15 protein-coding genes are annotated in these 17,992 nt (G+C 53.0%); 3 read left to right on the top strand and 12 right to left on the bottom strand.

From position 1 onward, the window contains the following. Positions 1–158: 158 nt before the first annotated feature. Positions 159–2,144 (top strand): cyclic di-GMP phosphodiesterase, encoded by a 1,986-nt coding sequence (gene pdeR / locus EE896_RS09005; RefSeq protein WP_105099139.1) that lies wholly within the window; start codon positions 159–161, stop codon positions 2,142–2,144. 12 nt (positions 2,145–2,156) lie between these two features. On the opposite strand, the gene EE896_RS09000 is transcribed toward pdeR, so the two are convergent. The 3 genes from EE896_RS09000 to araD form a co-directional block, all read right to left on the bottom strand. Next, a complete protein-coding gene (locus EE896_RS09000) occupies positions 2,157–3,023 on the bottom strand; it encodes a crotonase/enoyl-CoA hydratase family protein (RefSeq protein ID WP_003853843.1) in 867 nt (288 codons plus the stop codon). A gap of 145 nt (positions 3,024–3,168) precedes the next feature. Beyond that, positions 3,169–4,152 (bottom strand): 2-keto-3-deoxygluconate transporter, encoded by a 984-nt coding sequence (gene kdgT / locus EE896_RS08995; protein ID WP_140915451.1) that lies wholly within the window; start codon positions 4,150–4,152, stop codon positions 3,169–3,171. Between the two features lie 215 nt (positions 4,153–4,367). Next, entirely contained in the window at positions 4,368–5,066 is a 699-nt protein-coding gene (gene araD, locus EE896_RS08990) for an L-ribulose-5-phosphate 4-epimerase (RefSeq protein WP_039660139.1), read from the bottom strand. A gap of 349 nt (positions 5,067–5,415) precedes the next feature. Here araD and osmB point away from each other — a divergent pair, with 349 nt between their 5' ends. Then, entirely contained in the window at positions 5,416–5,631 is a 216-nt protein-coding gene (osmB, locus tag EE896_RS08985) for an osmotically-inducible lipoprotein OsmB (RefSeq protein ID WP_003853848.1), read from the top strand. 80 nt (positions 5,632–5,711) lie between these two features. On the opposite strand, the gene yciH is transcribed toward osmB, so the two are convergent. The 5 genes from yciH to pgpB form a co-directional block, all read right to left on the bottom strand. Then, entirely contained in the window at positions 5,712–6,035 is a 324-nt protein-coding gene (gene yciH, locus EE896_RS08980; protein ID WP_008925275.1) for a stress response translation initiation inhibitor YciH, read from the bottom strand. Beyond that, a complete protein-coding gene (gene pyrF / locus EE896_RS08975; RefSeq protein ID WP_181405290.1) occupies positions 6,035–6,754 on the bottom strand; it encodes an orotidine-5'-phosphate decarboxylase in 720 nt (239 codons plus the stop codon). Before pyrF ends, yciH begins: the two co-directional genes overlap by 1 nt. A gap of 194 nt (positions 6,755–6,948) precedes the next feature. Beyond that, positions 6,949–8,118 carry a lipopolysaccharide assembly protein LapB gene (gene lapB, locus EE896_RS08970; protein ID WP_008925277.1) on the bottom strand — a complete coding sequence of 390 codons (1,170 nt, stop codon included), beginning with the start codon at positions 8,116–8,118 and terminating at the stop codon, positions 6,949–6,951. Between the two features lie 6 nt (positions 8,119–8,124). After that, a complete protein-coding gene (locus tag EE896_RS08965) occupies positions 8,125–8,433 on the bottom strand; it encodes a LapA family protein (RefSeq protein ID WP_003853856.1) in 309 nt (102 codons plus the stop codon). A gap of 134 nt (positions 8,434–8,567) precedes the next feature. Then, positions 8,568–9,326 carry a phosphatidylglycerophosphatase B gene (pgpB, locus tag EE896_RS08960; RefSeq protein WP_078804456.1) on the bottom strand — a complete coding sequence of 253 codons (759 nt, stop codon included), beginning with the start codon at positions 9,324–9,326 and terminating at the stop codon, positions 8,568–8,570. A 227-nt stretch (positions 9,327–9,553) separates the two neighbouring features. On the opposite strand from pgpB, the gene ribA reads away from it, so the two are divergent. Further along, a complete protein-coding gene (gene ribA / locus EE896_RS08955; RefSeq protein ID WP_140915452.1) occupies positions 9,554–10,147 on the top strand; it encodes a GTP cyclohydrolase II in 594 nt (197 codons plus the stop codon). Positions 10,148–10,179: 32 nt separating this feature from the next. Here ribA and acnA read toward each other — a convergent pair whose 3' ends face one another. The 4 genes from acnA to topA all read right to left on the bottom strand — a co-directional run bounded on the left by acnA (position 10,180) and on the right by topA (position 17,894). Further along, on the bottom strand, positions 10,180–12,861 hold the full coding sequence (acnA, locus tag EE896_RS08950; RefSeq protein ID WP_140033359.1) for an aconitate hydratase AcnA: 2,682 nt from the start codon (positions 12,859–12,861) through the stop codon (positions 10,180–10,182). Positions 12,862–13,458: 597 nt separating this feature from the next. After that, on the bottom strand, positions 13,459–13,617 hold the full coding sequence (locus EE896_RS08945; protein WP_003853864.1) for a YmiA family putative membrane protein: 159 nt from the start codon (positions 13,615–13,617) through the stop codon (positions 13,459–13,461). A gap of 495 nt (positions 13,618–14,112) precedes the next feature. Beyond that, positions 14,113–15,087 (bottom strand): HTH-type transcriptional regulator CysB, encoded by a 975-nt coding sequence (gene cysB, locus EE896_RS08940; RefSeq protein ID WP_003853865.1) that lies wholly within the window; start codon positions 15,085–15,087, stop codon positions 14,113–14,115. Positions 15,088–15,269: 182 nt separating this feature from the next. After that, the gene (gene topA / locus EE896_RS08935; protein ID WP_003853868.1) at positions 15,270–17,894 is read right to left on the bottom strand and encodes a type I DNA topoisomerase; all 2,625 of its coding nucleotides are present in this window, start codon (positions 17,892–17,894) and stop codon (positions 15,270–15,272) included. Positions 17,895–17,992 lie beyond the last annotated feature (98 nt).

The raw sequence follows: 17,992 nt of genomic DNA, 5'->3' as shown, positions 1-17,992 counted from the left end.
CGCACTGAACAGCCCCGCACCGTCGGGGCTTTTTTGTGCCATTCTTATCTGGATGGAAAAATATATTTGGTTTGCACCTTGTGCTTGCCTCAGATGATGAATACTGTTGCTAAAATAATGAGATAACGCCTGCAGAGCACTTCCCGGAGGAAGTTTCCATGACCGATGAACAAGGGCAAACGTTGTTGTACACCCTTTTTGGTACAACCAGCCCTCATTGGCGTCTGACCGCGGACAGCGATGCATTGCATTTTGCCGAAGATGAGTCGTCACAAACTAATATCGCCCTGCCGCTGACACCCGGCCAGGCTGCAATGATCCGCGCAATGCCCGTCATCACTTCAAGTATCAATCTGACCATGTCCCTGCAAGGCATTGATGTGCCAATGCATTTTGTCGGACGTAAAGTGAACCAGGCCTCCTGGGCCGGAACTGCTTCTGCCTGGGGAGATACGTCTGCGGTCGCCCGTGACCTGACCCTGGGCCTTTCATTCGCCGAACAGGTGGTTTCTGAAGCTAATTCAGTGATTGTTATCCTCGATCAGCGTGGCAATATTCAGCGTTTTAACCGCCTGAGTGAAGAATATACCGGTCTGAATGAACATGAAGTTATAGGCCGAAATGTCTTTCAGTTGTTCATGACCCGGCAGGAAGCCTCACAGTCGCGGCGCAACATTGCAGGCTTCTTCCGTGACGGTAACTCGTACGAGGTGGAGCGCTGGGTTAAAACCAAAAAGGGCCAGCGACTGTTTCTGTTTCGTAATAAGTTTGTTCACAGCGGCAGCGGCAAAAATGAAATTTTCCTCATCTGTTCTGGTACAGACATTACCGAGGAGCGACGTGCCCAGGAACGCCTCCGGGTGCTGGCAAACACCGATACGGTCACCGGTTTACCTAATCGCAACGCCATTCATCAGCAGATTAGCCTGGCGCTGGAGCGCGCCGGGCATGATGAGACCGGTGTTGTCTATCTCGATCTCGATAATTTCAAAAAAGTGAACGACGCCTACGGTCATATGTTCGGCGATCAATTACTGCAGGCGGTCTCTCTCGCGATTCTTAGCTGTCTGGGTAAGGACCAGACGCTTGGCCGTCTGGGTGGCGATGAGTTTGTGGTGCTGGCTGAACACACCAGCCAGGCTGCGCTGGAGGCGATGTCCTCCCGCATTCTTGAGCGCCTGCGACAGCCTTTCCGTATCGGACTGATTGAAGTTTACAGTGGCTGTTCCATCGGTATCGCTTTCGCACCGCTGCATGGCGAAGATAGAGAGAGCCTGATTCGTAACGCGGACACCGCGATGTATCACGCTAAAGAGAATGGTCGCGGCAAGTTCTGTGTCTTTGCCGCCGAGATGAACCAGCGGGTCTTTGAGTATCTGTGGCTGGACACCAACCTGCGCAAGGCGCTTGAACTCGATCATCTGCTGGTACATTACCAGCCTAAGATTGATAGCGATGGACAGGTTCGCAGCGCCGAGGCATTAGTACGCTGGAACTCACCAGAGCGTGGTATGGTTTCGCCCGCAGATTTTATTCCCTATGCCGAAGAGTCAGGGCTGATTGTGCCGCTGGGACGCTGGGTAATGCTCAACGTGCTTCAGCAGATTATCGTCTGGCGTCAGCAGGGTATTTTCCTGCGCGTCGCTGTCAATGTGTCTGCCCGTCAGCTGCTCGACCAAAGTATCTACACCGATCTGAAACAGGCACTGCATGAGGCGAATATCACTGATTGTCCGATTGATATTGAGCTCACAGAAAGTTGTCTGATTGAGAATGAAACTGAAGCGCTGAAGCTGATGAAACAGTTTCAGGAGCTGGGCGCACAGGTTCATCTGGATGATTTTGGCACCGGTTACTCTTCGCTTTCTCAGCTCGCACGTGTGCCGATCAATGCGATTAAGCTCGATCAAAGCTTTATCCGCGACATCAATAAACAGCCGGTATCACAATCGCTGGTGCGTGCAATCGTCGCCGTCGCGAAGGCGCTTGATTTGCAGGTGATTGCAGAAGGTATTGAGACGCCGGATGAAGAGAAGTTCGTGCTTAAAAGTGGTGTTGATGGGCGTCAGGGTTACTATTACGCAAAACCAATGCCCGCGGAACAATTTGGGCATTGGCTGGCTAAGCATCCTGCCCGCGTTTAATGCTGGTCCGGATTAACCCGCTTTACGCAGTGATGCGCTGTGGCGGTTTTGTAACTGTACCAGGCGTTCCATGTAAGCAATATCTTTAGGTTCGATAGTAAACGCGTAATCGACCCAATCTTCTGTGATATCCATGAGCTCAGCGCGTGACAATTGCAGCACGCGCTGGCGCGCTTTCAGCATCGCCCGCACGCCATTGAGTTTAGGCCGTAACGTGTCGATAAAGGTGCGAGTGGCACGATAGCTGTCGCCTGGCTGGAAGACCTTATCGACCAGTCCACGCGTCTCATACCACTCAGCGCTGTGAGACTCCCCTTCACAAATCAGCTCTTCGGCCAGTTTCATGCCGGAACGACGCGCCACCAGTGAGTAGCCGCCCATACCAGGGAACAGGTTAAAAGCAATTTCCGGGAAGCCCATCCGTGCATTGTTTTGCGCCAGGATGAAGTGATGCGCCAGCGCCGCTTCGAATCCGCCGCCTAACGCACTGCCCTCGATCATCGCCAGCGTCACCGCGCCTGTATCAAAACCGCGTGCTGCAGAATGGATGCAGTCCACGCAGGCACGCGCATAAGCCCGGAGCGCCTCGCGGCGGTTGTTGCGAATGCACTCAACAAAGAAGCGCAGATCGCCACCGGCGTTGAACATTTGCGGAACCAGTGACCCGGTGACCCAGAAGTCGATTGGCAGGCCCGAACGCTGAGCGGCATAGCTCAGGTTCATGATCTCCTCAATCAGTTCATGGTTGAAACTCGGACGGGGCTGTGCACGCAACATCATCCACATGGTACGACGCCCTTCTTCGTAATAGGCGACTAACTGCGTGGTATTGCCGACTTCGGTAAATAATCTGCACGTTGCTTGGTTAATAACTGTCATTGTCTCATCCTCTGTTTATATTTTGATGCGTTAAATACGCCACATCAGCGTAATGCAGAGTGAGGCCAGACCAAATGAGAGATTGATTTACAACACAAAATCCAGAGTGATCCCCAACTGGCGCGCCGGGGATTGATTAGGCAGGTTACTTAATAGTGGCACGCTGCCCGACGGCAACATGGAGACGCTTAAGGCGTTTTGAATAGATAGCGGTGATAATGGGCACCAGCACTGAGGTCACAATGACAGATGTGGCAACCAGCGCCGTTGCGGCAGGCGCAACCGGTTTAAACTGCGGCAACATCTCGGCAATCAGTACGGGTGTCGCCACTGCGGCGCCTGCCGTACTGGATGCGGCTATACCGGCCGTGCCATCCCCGCCGCCAATCAGCCGGTCGGCCAGAATAAGCGGGATACCTGTAATGATGATCACGGCGATGCCCAGCATGATGCCCAGCAGTCCGGTTTCCGCAATCACGCCCAGGTTAATGGTGTTACCCAGCGCAAAAGCGAAAAAAGGAATCAGCGTATGTACCGCTTTTCCGAAGAAGTCACGCAACTCCGGATCAAGATTTCCTAATGCAAATCCGACCACAAACGGCAGGACAGCGCCCACAAACACGTGTGGCTCGAATGAGGCGATACCCGCGGTACCCAGAATAACCATGGTCATTAATGGCCCGGACTCCAGTGACATCAGCACAAACGCGCCAGCCTCCTCTTTGGAACCGTATTGCTGCATGATCGAGGCATACAAGCCGCCATTTGTCATGTCCATTGCAGCTACCAGCGCCAGCGTGGATAAGCCCGCGAACATCCCCACTTCTACCCCATTCTCCGGCATCACGCGTGAGGCGATAGCCGCCACAACCCAGGCAACGGCAATTTTCGTTAACACCAGCGTGCCTGATTTACGCAGTACCGTGCCGGTAGCGCTGAGCTTTATCGATGCTCCCATACAGAAGAACCAGACGGCCAGAATCGGCACCGTCCCCGTCATCAGACCGTTGGTGAAAGAGCCGAAGTATTTCCCGGCACCGGGAGAGAATGTATGGCAGAGTGCGCCGATAAACAGCGGAATAAGCATCATGCCGCCCGGAATTTTGTCTATTGCCCGTTTGATGTGCATACAGGTTTCACCTTTGCTTTGCCAGTGTTGGAGCAGGAAGTGCCCGAAGGCGATGAAAGCAAAGTAGTGATTTGAGGTTATTAAAACAGTGATCGCCTCGATATAAATGAAACGCTGTTTTATTTTTTCAGGATGAATGTTTTGATAACTATGATGGGGATCGCCATACCAGCGGCAATGGCGACAAAAAAAGGGACGCCGTCGCGTCCCGTTCGTTATTTTTGCCCGTACCAGGCATTCTCACCGTGCTTTCGCAGGTAGTGTAAATCGAGCAGCGTCTGATTAATGGGCGGCAGGTTAGCGGTAAGCTGCTGGCTAAAGAGCCCCATATAGGCCACCTCCTCCAGGACAACCGCGCTGTGTACAGCGGCATGGGCGTCTTTACCCCAGGCAAATGGGCCGTGGGAGTTGACCAGTACCCCCGGGATCGCCGAAGGCGATAATCCGCGCTGCGCGAACGTCTCAATAATCACTTCGCCCGTGTTCCACTCGTACTCGTGCTGAATCTCTTCGTTACGCATCGCGCGGGTGCAGGGGATCTCGCCATAGAAATCGTCGGCGTGGGTTGTTCCCCAGGCCGGAATGGGTCGTCCTGCCTGCGCCCAGATGGTCGCATGACGAGAATGCGTATGGACAATGCCACCGACTTCCGGCCAGGCGAGATAGAGCGCACGATGCGTCGCCGTGTCCGATGAAGGGCGTTTATCCCCTTCTACTACATTGCCACTCGCCAGATCGACCACAACCATGTCGTCGCGCTTCATCACTTCATAGCGCACGCCGGAAGGTTTAATCACCAGCAAACCCTGCTCGCGATCAATCGCGCTGACATTCCCCCAGGTAAAGGTCACCAGGTTGTATTTGGGTAGATCCAGATTCGCTTCCAGAACCTGTTGTTTAAGGTGTTCCAGCATCTCTTTTCTCCTGCTGACAATCGTCCCTGAATTTTGCGGAGTCGGACGCGAAAGAGTTATGGAGCAAATGGCTATAAACGCAGAAGGAATGGCTGTGAATGAAAAAATGTGTCGTGATTTCAGAATTTTCCATCTTCGGAATTATTGCAGAACGCTTAGAATCCTCTCAGACAATGCGTGGACCTGTTGGCCTGTCGCATTGTGACTCACCCGCTACAAACGGTTTGTCCATGGTGATCACATTTCTATGCCGTCAGGGATGAGGCAATAATGCGACACAAGCGGGCTGAGGAAATATCGGAGCTATACTAAGAGTGTTGCCTCTGTGAGCACATCAAAGGAGAAGTGTATGACTACAACAATGAAACGAATCACTGCCGTTGTACTGGCTACCACGTTAGCTGTTGCCCTGAGCGGCTGTTCTAACTGGTCTAAGCGTGACCGCAACACCGCCATTGGCGCGGGCGCAGGTGCGATTGGGGGTTCAGTATTGACCAATGGTAGCGCGCTCGGCACAGTCGGTGGCGCCGCAGTTGGTGGTATTATCGGTCATCAGGTCCACTAAGGACCTTATTAAAAGAATAAACGGCTACGCTAAGCATCTACATGACCATCGGGCTACTTCGGTAGCCCGATTTTTTTAATTCAGCCGCCCGCCAGTTTGACTTTCATCCCTTTAGCTTCCAGCAGGCTTTTCAGTAAATCGCGTTTGTCACCCTGAATCTCGATAACACCCTCTTTTACCGATCCACCACAGCCACACTTCTTTTTCAGTTCAGCGGCCAGCAGCGTCAGTGCTGCATCATCCAGATCAATGCCGGTGATCAGACAGACGCCTTTGCCTTTGCGTCCGCTGGTCTGGCGCTGGATGCGTACAATGCCATCCCCTTTTGGCCGCTCTGCTTTAGTCTCAGGCTGGGTAATGCGCCCGCTGTCGGTGGAGTAAACCAGTCGATTATCCTCTGCCATTATGGTGTCTCCAGACTGTGCAGGATCGCCTGCAGGGTGGCGGCGGGATCGGCAGATTGGGTGATCGGACGCCCTATCACCATGTAGTCTGCGCCCGCCTGCTTCGCCTGCTGGGGTGTCATGATGCGACGCTGATCGCCTGCATCGCTGCCTGCCGGGCGAATTCCCGGCGTGATCAGCGCAAAATCCTGCCCCAGAACCTGTTTGAAGCGAACCGCTTCATGTGCAGAACAGACCACGCCATCCAGCCCGCATGATTGCGTCAGCTTCGCCAGTCGTTCTGCCTGTTCGGCAGGCGAAAGTGTAATGCCCAGCTCTTTGAGATCGTCTGCATCCATGCTGGTCAGTACGGTCACCGCAATCAACAGAGGCGCATCTTTGCCAAAAGGAAGCAGCGCCTCGCGCGCTGCGTTCATCATCCGCGCGCCACCGCTGGCATGGACGTTGACCATCCAGACGCCGAGATCGGCAGCAGCAGCCACGGCATGGGCAGTGGTGTTAGGAATATCGTGGAATTTCAGATCGAGAAAGAGCTCAAAGCCGCGCTGCTGCAGGGTGTTAACCAGCGAGGGTCCGAACAGCGTAAACATCTCTTTGCCCACTTTCAGTCGGCAACTGCGGGGATCAATCTGGTCTACGAAACGCAGCGCGCTGTCGAGGTCATGGTAATCCAGCGCGACCAGAATCGGCGAAGCGGTCACATTGTGGGGTGAAGGCATGGCATTTCCTCTGCAACAGGCGCCCGCAGGCGCATTAGACAAACGGCAAGCATTCTACCTGCGGTATCTGGCCATCACAATCGCCTTTGCCCCTCTGCCCGGCGTTTTATGCACGATGGCGGAGGTCAGGGAGGTGATAATTCAATAGTATGTTGTAACTATAATAAGGTGTGTGCTGTGCGCGGCGGCCAGTTTTACTGGCCGTCGAGCCCACGAATAGGTTTAACGGAAGACCAGGTACGGCAGGATGGGCAGTGCCAGTAAAGTGCATGCGCGGTGAAACCACACTTCTGGCAGCGATAGCGTGGCTTGGTACGAATCTGTTCGCCCACCATGTCACGCAGCACCATCAGGCTTTCTTTGGCACGACCATCTTCCGCCTCATGCAGGTTCAAATCCATCAGGCGATGGAACACACGCATTGTTGGATGGCGTTGCAGCTGTCGACTGATGTAGTTTTGCGCCGCTTCAGCACCCTGCTGCTGCTCCAGGATATCCGAGAGATAGAGTTCCGCTGCGGCTCCCGTATTCTCTTCCACACAACGCTGCAGGAAATCAGCCCAGGCTTCGGGCTGATTAAGCCGCTGGAAACAGGTCTCCAGCATCCCCAGCGTTTCACTGACCAGCTCTTTATCCTGATCCAGCACCCGCTGCAGATGGCCCACCGCTTTGGTGAAATCCTCTTTCTCCATGAAAATACGGCCCATCATGATAGAGATGCGCGCGCTGTTGCGATCGGCCGCCTCCCCTTTCTTCAGCAGGCTCATTGCGCGATCCAGGTCGTCGCTGCTCATGGCCTGTAACGCCAGTTCACAGTAGAAGTGGGCAATTTCGCCCTTCTGCTTATCTTTACCGAGCTTAACCAGACGTTCTGCCACCTCAATCGCCTGCTGCCAGTCGCTGGTTGCCTGATGGATCAGCAGCAGCTGCTGCAGTGCGCCCACCCGGAAGTCCGTTTCATCGGTGAGCTGCTTAAACATATCTTCAGCGCGGTCATAAAAGCCCGCCGCCATATAATCACGCCCCAGTTGCTGAACGGCGAGCAGACGCTGCTCGTAGCTCAGGGAAGCGCTTTCCATGAGAGCCTGATGAATACGGATAGCGCGATCAACTTCGCCACGCGATCGGAAGAGATTACCCAGCGTCAGGTGGGCTTCTACCGTGCCGCTGTCCTCTTTGAGCATATCAAGGAACAGATCGACCGCTTTGTCCTGCTGATTTGAGAGCAGGAAGTTTACGCCAGCGACATATTCACGCGACAGTCGGTTGGCTTCCTGTTGCTTGTCCTGATGTGCACTGCGGCGGCCCATATACCAGCCATACGCAGCCGCCACCGGCAGTAACAGAAACAGCAATTCATGCATCGGGGATTATTCCCGGCCAGCCGGCGAAGCTGGCGTGGTCGCCAGAGCAGTACTCTGCTCGATTTGCGTCTGCATACGCTTGATTTTCCGGTTGGCATTTGCCAGTGCGACGCGGGTCCGTAACCAGAACAGCCCACAGATAATCCAGCCAAGCACGAAACCTGCGCCAAACAGCGATGCCAGTAAGGTCGAGATGCTGAACTCACCCTGCGCCAGCAGATAGTTAAAAGTAATGACCTGATCGTTATGCGCACCCAAAGTGACGGAAATAATAAAAATGACCAGTACCACTAAAAAAATCAGCAAATATTTCACAGTGCATCCTGTTGTGAGGTTGTCGGGTAGAATTATGCCAAAACTCCAGCAAAAATGCTGCTCCCAGCAGCATCGGCCAGGTCACTTTTGCGCAGGCCTGACTAATAATATGGGGTCTTAAGGGTGAATTACAATCAGGGCTCCCGCTGCGCCACCTCTTTTTGCTCTTCCGGCGGCAGCGTCAGTGGTCCACAGAATCGCTGTGCCAGCCAGGTAGCAACGGTGACCAGTATCCAGGAAAGTACCGTTGCCATTGCCAGATCGCGCGGCCAGTGCATGCCCAGCAACAGACGGCTCGCCATTACGCCCGTGGCCCACAGGAAGATCACCACCACGGTTTTATAGTGACGACGCGGCCAGAGCAGGCCCAATGCCAGTAGCGCCCAGCTGGCGGCAAACATGGTGTGTCCAGAGGGAAAAGCGAAACCGGTTTCAAATGCCCAGTGACGTTTCAGCCAGCCAGGGATCTGCGTCTCATCGGCTATCAGCGAGGTCACCATCTCCCCACGCTGTTTACGTTTGAGTTCGTAAAAGGTCTTTTCGTCCAGACCATGATGCTGTTCCAGCCAGATCACATAGGGACGCGGCTCCTGTATCTGCTCTTTAATAAAGGATTTGGTGTATTGCCCGGCCAGAATCGTCGCGTTCATGATCAACAGAAGCAGAATGGCGGGCTTCAGGCGAAAGCGCAGGCACCAGAGCATCCATGCACTCAGCAGTACGCTGGTGACAATGCCCCACGGATTGGTGACGGTTTCGGTCATCCAGAACAGACCTTTCAGCACCGCATTGCTTTCACCTGCCTGCCAGCGCCAGCCAGTAAGCCAGACGGCAACGGGCATGATCAGCAGCAGCAGCATTCCGAAGGTGGTTCGACGCGAAATCTTAAACATCCTCTTCCCTTATCCCGGTGTTAAAAGACAACAATTGCATAACTTTAGCTTAAAAAAGAATAACATAACCGTTGCCGATTGGATAATTGTGCTTTATCACTGCAATTGGTATCAGAGATTACCAGCCCGCTTGCGGGTTGTGGCACAATATTGCACGTTTGTCGGGCCACACTGGCCTGTGCACTATCATGATGATAGTGCATCCTCTGAAGGTTCTGGAGAGTCACATGCAGCTTAAACGGGTGGCAGAAGCCAAACTGCCCACGCCATGGGGAGATTTCCTGATGGTTGGTTTTGAAGAACTGGCAACCGGACATGACCACGTTGCACTGGTCTTTGGCGATATTAATGATAACGAGCCGGTACTGGCGCGCGTTCACTCCGAATGCCTGACCGGCGATGCGCTCTTCAGCCTGCGTTGCGACTGCGGCTTTCAGCTTGAAGCCGCCCTTAATGCCATCGCAGAAGAAGGTCGCGGTGTGCTGCTGTATCACCGCCAGGAAGGCCGTAATATCGGTCTGCTGAATAAGATCCGCGCCTATGCGTTGCAGGACAAAGGCTATGACACCGTGGAAGCAAACCATCAGCTAGGCTTTGCCGCTGATGAACGCGACTTCACCCTGTGCGCCGATATGTTCAAACTGCTGGGCGTAAATGAAGTGCGCCTGCTGACCAATAACCCGCGTAAAGTTGAGATCCTCAGCGAAGCCGGGATCAACATCGTTGAGCGTGTGCCGCTGGTCGTGGGACGTAACCCGAAGAATGCGCACTATCTGGATACCAAAGCGGCGAAGATGGGGCATCTGCTGCCGAAATTCTGAATGAAAAAGCCGGGTCGCCCCGGCTTTTTTTGTCAGTCCAGCATATTGCGGATAACGTAGTGCAGGATGCCGTCGTTACGGTAATAGGTCAGCTCATTACCGGTATCAATGCGACAGCGGGTGTCCAGCGCCTCTTTACTGCCGTCAGCACGGGTCAACGTCACTTTCACGCTGCAGCCTGGCGTCAGTGCCTGAAGATTCTCCACGTCGATACGCTCTTCACCGGTCAGGCCCAGGGTTTTGCGGGTCACGCCCTGCGGGAATTCCAGCGGCAGAATGCCCATGCCGATCAGGTTTGAGCGGTGAATACGCTCAAAAGATTCAGCAATGACAACTCTCACACCCTGCAAACGTGGGCCTTTCGCCGCCCAGTCGCGGCTTGAACCGGATCCATACTCAAGGCCGGCAATCACGGCCAGCGGTATACCTTCCGCCTGATATTTCATCGCCGCGTCATAGATAGCCAACTGCTCGCCACTCGGATAATGACGGGTATAACCGCCCTCCACGCCTGGCACCATCTCATTGCGGATTCGGATGTTGGCGAACGTGCCGCGCATCATCACTTCATGGTTACCGCGACGGGAACCGTAGGAGTTAAAGTCGGTTCGCTCAACGCCGTGCGACAGCAGATAACGTCCGGCCGGACTCTCAGCTTTAATGCTGCCCGCCGGTGAGATATGGTCCGTGGTAACGGAGTCGCCCAGCATAGCAAGGACCCGCGCACCGCGAATATCCTGCACCGGCTTAGGCTCTTTCTCCATATCATCAAAGAACGGCGACAGACGAATATAGGTCGAGCCTTCATCCCAGTCATACGTCGCCGCTTCACTGACCTTGATCTCCTGCCACTCGGGCGTGCCGTCGAAGACTTCAGCGTACTCTTTATGGAACATGTCGCTGGTAACCTGCTGCACGGCTGTGGCGATCTCTTCCGGCGTTGGCCAGATATCTTTCAGATAGACCGGCTGGCCCTGACGATCGTGGCCCAGTGGCTCAGTCTGCAGGTTGATTTTCATATTACCCGCCAGCGCATAGGCTACCACCAGCGGTGGCGACGCGAGCCAGTTGGTTTTAATCAGCGGATGAATACGACCTTCAAAATTGCGGTTGCCGGACAGCACTGCACCGACAGTCAGATCGCCCGCTTTGATGGCAGACTCAATCTCATCTTTTAGCGGACCAGAGTTACCGATACAGGTGGTGCAGCCATAACCGACCAGATTAAAGCCCAGCTCATCAAGATAAGGGGTGAGTTGCGCGACGGCGAGATAGTCTGAAACCACTTTAGAACCGGGTGCCAGTGAAGCTTTAACCCACGGCTGACGTTTCAGGCCACGCTCGACCGCTTTCTTCGCAAGTAAGCCAGCCGCCATCAGCACGCTGGGATTAGAGGTGTTAGTACAGGAGGTAATCGCACTGATTACAACGGCACCGTCGGTCAGTGTATGCGTCAGGCCGGTGTCACTGTCGGTGTATTCGACATTTTTATGCGGTTTCTGCGCCTGATTCACTTCCAGCTCGTTGCTGGCGTCAAACGCGGCAGGCACATCACCCAGCGAAACCCGATCCTGCGGACGTTTTGGTCCGGCAAGGCTCGATTCCACTTCGTTCATGTCCAGTGACAGGGTGCTGGTAAAGCGCGGCTCATCGCCGGCGTTACGCCACAGGCCCTGCGCTTTGGCATAAGCTTCCACCAGGGCGACCTGGTCAGCATCGCGTCCGGTGAGCGTCATGTAACTGAGCGTGACATCATCGACCGGGAAGAAACCGCAGGTCGCGCCATATTCCGGGGCCATGTTGGCGATAGTGGCGCGATCAGCCAGCGGCAGATCGGCCAGACCATCACCGTAAAACTCGACGAACTTGCCGACGACGCCGTGTTTACGCAGCATCTGGGTAACGGTAAGCACCAGGTCAGTCGCGGTGATGCCTGGCTTGAGTTTGCCGGTGAGTTTGAAACCCACTACATCCGGAATCAGCATGGAGACGGGCTGACCAAGCATGGCAGCTTCAGCCTCAATTCCCCCTACTCCCCATCCCAGCACACCCAGCGCGTTGATCATGGTGGTGTGGGAGTCAGTGCCGACCAGCGTATCGGGCCAGGCATACTCTTCGCCGTTGAGCGTTTCATGCCAGATCGCCTTACCCAGATACTCCAGGTTCACCTGATGGCAGATACCCGTGCCCGGCGGAACAACCCGGAACTTATCAAATGCTTTCTGTCCCCAGCGCAGGAAGACATAACGCTCATGGTTGCGCTCCATCTCCAGCCGGACGTTCTCCTCGAAAGCGTCATCATCGCCAAAGTGATCAACGGTAACTGAGTGGTCAATGACCAGATCCACTGGCGATAACGGATTCACTTTCGCCACATCGCCACCCAGGCGATTTACCGCTTCGCGCATCGCCGCCAGGTCAACTACGGCAGGTACGCCGGTAAAGTCCTGCATTAATACACGGGCGGGACGATAGGCGATTTCACGATCGGCGTGGGCATCTTTTTGCCAGTCAACCAGCGCCTGAATATCTTCTGCCGTAACAGAATCACCATCCTGCCAGCGCAGTAAATTTTCCAGCAGGACCTTCAGAGATTTGGGCAGACTGTCTATATTGCCGAGATGTTGAGCAGCGCGGGGAAGACTGAAGATGTGATATTTTTTGGTGTCGACCTGCAGTATTTCCTGACTCTGCTCGCGTAGGGTAGACGACATAGCTCCTCCTTTTTCATTCATGGTCTTAAACCTTAGAGAGACAAAGGTTTATGTTAAAGATAGACCAAAATTCGTTAACGATTTGATTACAACACAAATTGCCACAATCGCTCACAAACGAAAATGCCCCGTGAGATCACGAGGCATCATAAAAAAGGTGATTTAATTCAAATTACAGCGTTATCCACACCGCCGCAGACCAGAACGCAAAGGAGAAGGCATACGCGCTGAGCCAGGACATTTTAATCATATTCATTTGGTTCACTCCTTCGCCGGAATCTGGCGTAAAAGTTTTTGCGGTCACCTCATCAAGGCGACACCCTTTGGTCGTACGCAATGTGGTAAAGGGCAATTAACAAGCCCGCCGGAAACTCCGGTAATAAAAACTGCGACTAATAAATGGTCTGAAAAGGTTATTTACTCTTAGGGTCCAGGAATGACTCAATAAAAAGTCTCTGGTTATCACTCAAATCCCACGATTCGGGGATAGACACTTTCTCGTCCTTTGCAAGTGGTTCTTTTCCTTTGCAGGCAACCGGCTTGTGCTGACGTGAAGTCAGGGAACGTTTATGGCTGAGTGTGTTTGCCCACATGGCTTTAGCCCCAGATACGCCAAATCATTAACGCTACTACCACCCAGAACAGCGCAGAGGCAGCGAATACGGTTAACCAGGCATTGCGACGGGTGTTGCCGGTACGCTCAACCTTGGTGCTTTTTGCCGGGAAACCCGGTTGTACAGTCAGTCGTGTATTCATAGTTTTTGATAATCACTCTCAACAAAATGATTGATAACATCGATTAAGATTTAGGAGGAATCCTAAACGCGTTAAGGCCAAAAATCCAGTTATTTTTATTGAGTAAAACGATTAACAGTATTAATCAATAGGTGCCAGTAACGTAAGAAACCATTAACTTCGGAACAAATATTTAATTAAACAGAGAGCTAATAAATTTGAGTTAATTTAAAAACAGGTCCATTTAAAACTAAAGAGATCGCTAAAGACCCTTATGTTTACTGGCTTCCTGCATTAACTCTTAACTGGAGTATGGGAATAATCCTGGCAAGTCGCAAAGTAACATAGTTAAAAATGTGTGGTAATTCGCATTTAAGAAAGCCCAATGGGAAAACATGTGATCAATGTTTCATTTACAAAAAAATCATAAAAATTTTGATTCTCATTTGGCGCTAAAGCCTGGAAACAAAAAAGGCTGCACCAGGCAGCCTTAAGTTTAAGTGAAGCGCGTAAACTCTATTTAAACGGCAGTTTGATATCTTTAAACATCGCCTCAATATCCTCGTTTGAGCGTAAGGCTACCGCTGTGTCCACCACGTCGCGCGTCAAATGTGGCGCAAAACGTTGTATAAAATCATACATATAACTACGCAGGAAGGTACTTCGACGGAAGCCAATTTTTGTGGTGCTGTTGGTAAAGATGTCAGCGGCTTCAATACGAATAAGGTCAGGATCGGCCACCGGGTCCACCGCCATACTGGCAATAACCCCTACGCCCAGGCCCAGGCGAACATAAGTTTTGATGACGTCTGCGTCAGTGGCGGTGAAAACAATGCGTGGCGTTAATCCCGCGCGATTAAAGGCCGTATCCAGTTCAGAACGCCCGGTAAAGCCGAAGGTGTAAGTGACCAGAGGATACTCAGCCAGCTCCTCAATGGTCACCTGGCCTTTCCCCGCCAGCGGATGGTCAGCGGTGACGACAATCGCCCGGTTCCAGTGGTAGCAAGGCAGCATGATTAAGTCGTCATAGAGATGCAGTGCCTCGGTGGCAATGGCAAAATCCGCATTGCCCTTGGAGACCGCTTCGGCAATCTGAGTCGGGGAACCCTGATGCATGTGGAGTGAGACACGCGGATAACGCTCAATAAAGCCTTTGATCACGCCAGGCAGCGCATAGCGAGCCTGAGTGTGCGTGGTCGCCACATAGAGCGAGCCTTTATCCGGCCAGGTATGCTCACCCGCCACCGATTTGATCGCATCCACTTTTGAGAGCACTTCACGCGCTATACGAATGATCTCTTCACCTGCCGGCGTGACCTGGGTGAGATGTTTCCCGCTGCGGGCAAAGATTTGCACGCCCAGTTCATCTTCCAGCATGCGAACCTGTTTGCTGATGCCAGGCTGAGAGGTGTAGAGGCCTTCCGCTGTCGAAGAGACATTGAGATTATGGTTTACCACTTCGACGATATAGCGCAACTGCTGTAATTTCATATCTGTTCCATCCGGTAAGTTACAGAGTCGCATCCCCGGTTGACGTATAGTCGCTAGGGTAGAAAATGCTATGCATCAGGAAAGGTCGGAAATGCTATAACAACTATATCAGTTTACGTTAAAGAGTAGAACGGATTGATATAAGGCTCAGAAAAAGGCCAGCGAGCGCTGGCCTGAGTGGATTACTTCTTCGCGACCTGCCATTTACCGTCTATATAGAAGGCGGACCAGCCTGTTGCTTTGCCCTCTTTTTCAGAGGAAACATACTGCTGTTTGGTTTTACGGCTAAAGCGCACCATCGCTTTGTTACCTTCCGGATCGGCTGCTGGCGCGTCGGCCAGATATTTCAGCTTTTCAGGCAGACGATCTTTAAAGCGCTGAAGCTCTTCCACCAGCGGCGCACGCGTTTCGCGTGATTTCGGGAAGGTGTTGGCTGCAAGGAAAACGCCCGCTGCGCCGTCTCGCAACACGAAGTAAGCATCGGACTTCTCACACGCCAGCTCTGGCAGTGGAACCGGATCTTCTTTCGGTGGAGCAACCTCACCACTACGCAAAATCTTACGGGTGTTTTTGCACTCTTCATTGGTACACGCCATGTACTTCCCAAAGCGTCCCATCTTCAGGTGCATCTCAGAACCACACTTCTCACACTCCACTATCGGGCCGTCATAGCCTTTGATGCGGAACTCACCCTTCTCGATTTCGTAACCATCACACTCCGGGTTATTACCACAGACATGCAGTTTACGTTCGTTATCGATCAGATAGCTGTCCATGGCTGTGCCACACTTCTGGCAGCGGCGACGGGCACGCAGTGCGTTGGTTTCAGCATCATCCCCTTCCAGAATATTGAGAACTTCATTTTCCGGAATCAGGTTGATGGTCTGTTTGCAGCGTTCTTTAGGCGGCAGCGCGTAGCCAGAACAGCCCAGGAAGACGCCGGTACTGGCGGTGCGAATTCCCATCTGACGGCTACAGGTCGGACACTCGATTGAGGTCAGCACCATCTGGTTTGGCTGCATGCCACCCTCTTCAGGATCTTTCTCAGCCAGTTCAAGCTGCTGAGTAAAGTCGCTGAAGAAGTGGTCGAGCACCGCTTTCCATTGCGCCTCGTTATTGGCAACCTGGTCAAGGTTGCTCTCCATGCGGGCGGTGAAATCGTAATTCATCAGTTCGCGGAAGTTCTCTTCCAGACGATCGGTAACGATTTCACCCATTTTTTCCGCATAGAAACGGCGGTTTTCCACCCTCACATAGCCACGATCCTGAATGGTCGAGGTAATGGCTGCGTAGGTTGATGGACGGCCAATTCCGCGTTTCTCAAGCTCGCGCACCAGGGATGCTTCGCTGAAGCGCGCCGGTGGCTTGGTGAAGTGTTGACCCGGCTGCAGTGCTTTAAGGTCCAGAACATCCCCCACACTGACCGCAGGCAACGTACGATCTTCATCATTCTTGCGCAGCGCTGGCATCACTTTGGTCCAGCCGTCGAAACGCAGAATACGCCCTTTTGCTTTGAGTCTGAACTCACCCGCGGCGGCGGTGATGGTGCTGGAATCATATTTTGCCGGTGTCATCTGACAGGCAACAAACTGACGCCAGATAAGCTGATAGAGTTTCTGTGCATCCGCTTCCATATCTTTCAGCTGTTCCGCCACCACGTCCACATCAGAAGGACGAATCGCTTCATGCGCTTCCTGGGAGTTTTCTTTGCTGGCGTAAGTCACAGGATTGTCAGGCAGATATTTTTTACCGAAATTGCTTTCGATATAACCCCGTGCCATGGCGACCGCATCCTGACTCAGGTTGGTTGAATCGGTACGCATGTAGGTAATGTGACCCGCTTCGTACAGGCGCTGGGCCATCATCATGGTTTTCTTAACACCAAAGCCAAGACGGGTACTGGCAGCCTGCTGCAGCGTTGAGGTGATATAGGGCGCGCCCGGCTTACTGCTGGTCGGCTTATCTTCACGATCGACGATCTCATAACGCGCTTTTTCGAGCAGCGCGACGGCGGCGTAGGTTTCATCGCGATTGACCGGACGGAAGGCTTTATCGCCTTTGTGCGTCACATCCATCGACAGCTCATCACCTTTCGGCGTGCTTAGCGCGGCATTAACTTCCCAGTACTCTTCAGGCACAAAGGCTTTAATTTCTCGCTCACGCTCCACGACCAGACGCACGGCAACGGATTGAACACGTCCGGCAGAAAGACCACGGGCGATCTTTTTCCACAGCAGTGGTGAGACCATATAACCCACCACGCGGTCCATGAAACGACGCGCCTGTTGAGCATTAACCCTGTCAATATTCAGTTCGCCCGGCTTTTCAAACGCCTGACGAATCGCATTCTTCGTAATTTCGTTAAATACCACGCGGCTAAAGCGTGAGTCATCACCCCCGATCACTTCCCGCAGGTGCCAGGCAATGGCTTCCCCTTCGCGGTCAAGGTCGGTTGCGAGATAGATGTGGTCAGCATTGGCGGCTAATGCCTTCAGTTCCGCAACCACTTTCTCTTTGCCGGGCAGAATCTGATAATCCGCTTCCCAGCCGTGATAGGGGTCAACACCCATGCGGCTGACGAGTGCGGCTTTCTCATCTTTTTTTACTTTTTTGACTTTCTTATCAGTCGCAGCGTCTTTGGCTTTCTTTTCAGTCGAGGCGTCAGCACTCTTCTTTGCGGTTGAACCACTGGTCGGCAGATCCCGGATATGACCGACGCTGGATTTAACCACGTAGTCATTGCCCAGATATTTATTGATTGTTTTAGCCTTTGCCGGGGACTCAACAATAACGAGTGCTTTACCCATATTTACCTTTACCTAATGAAAACATCCTGCTTAACGGGAGAGGATTGGATGCCCAAAAACCCATCGGGTTCAATATTGCTGCGCCTGTTTAACATTTC

The organism is Pantoea eucalypti (genome assembly GCF_009646115.1).
GTDB classification, from domain to species: domain Bacteria; phylum Pseudomonadota; class Gammaproteobacteria; order Enterobacterales; family Enterobacteriaceae; genus Pantoea; species Pantoea eucalypti.
Note: the sequence above shows the minus strand (reverse complement) of the source record. Positions and strands in the feature narration are given on the sequence as shown.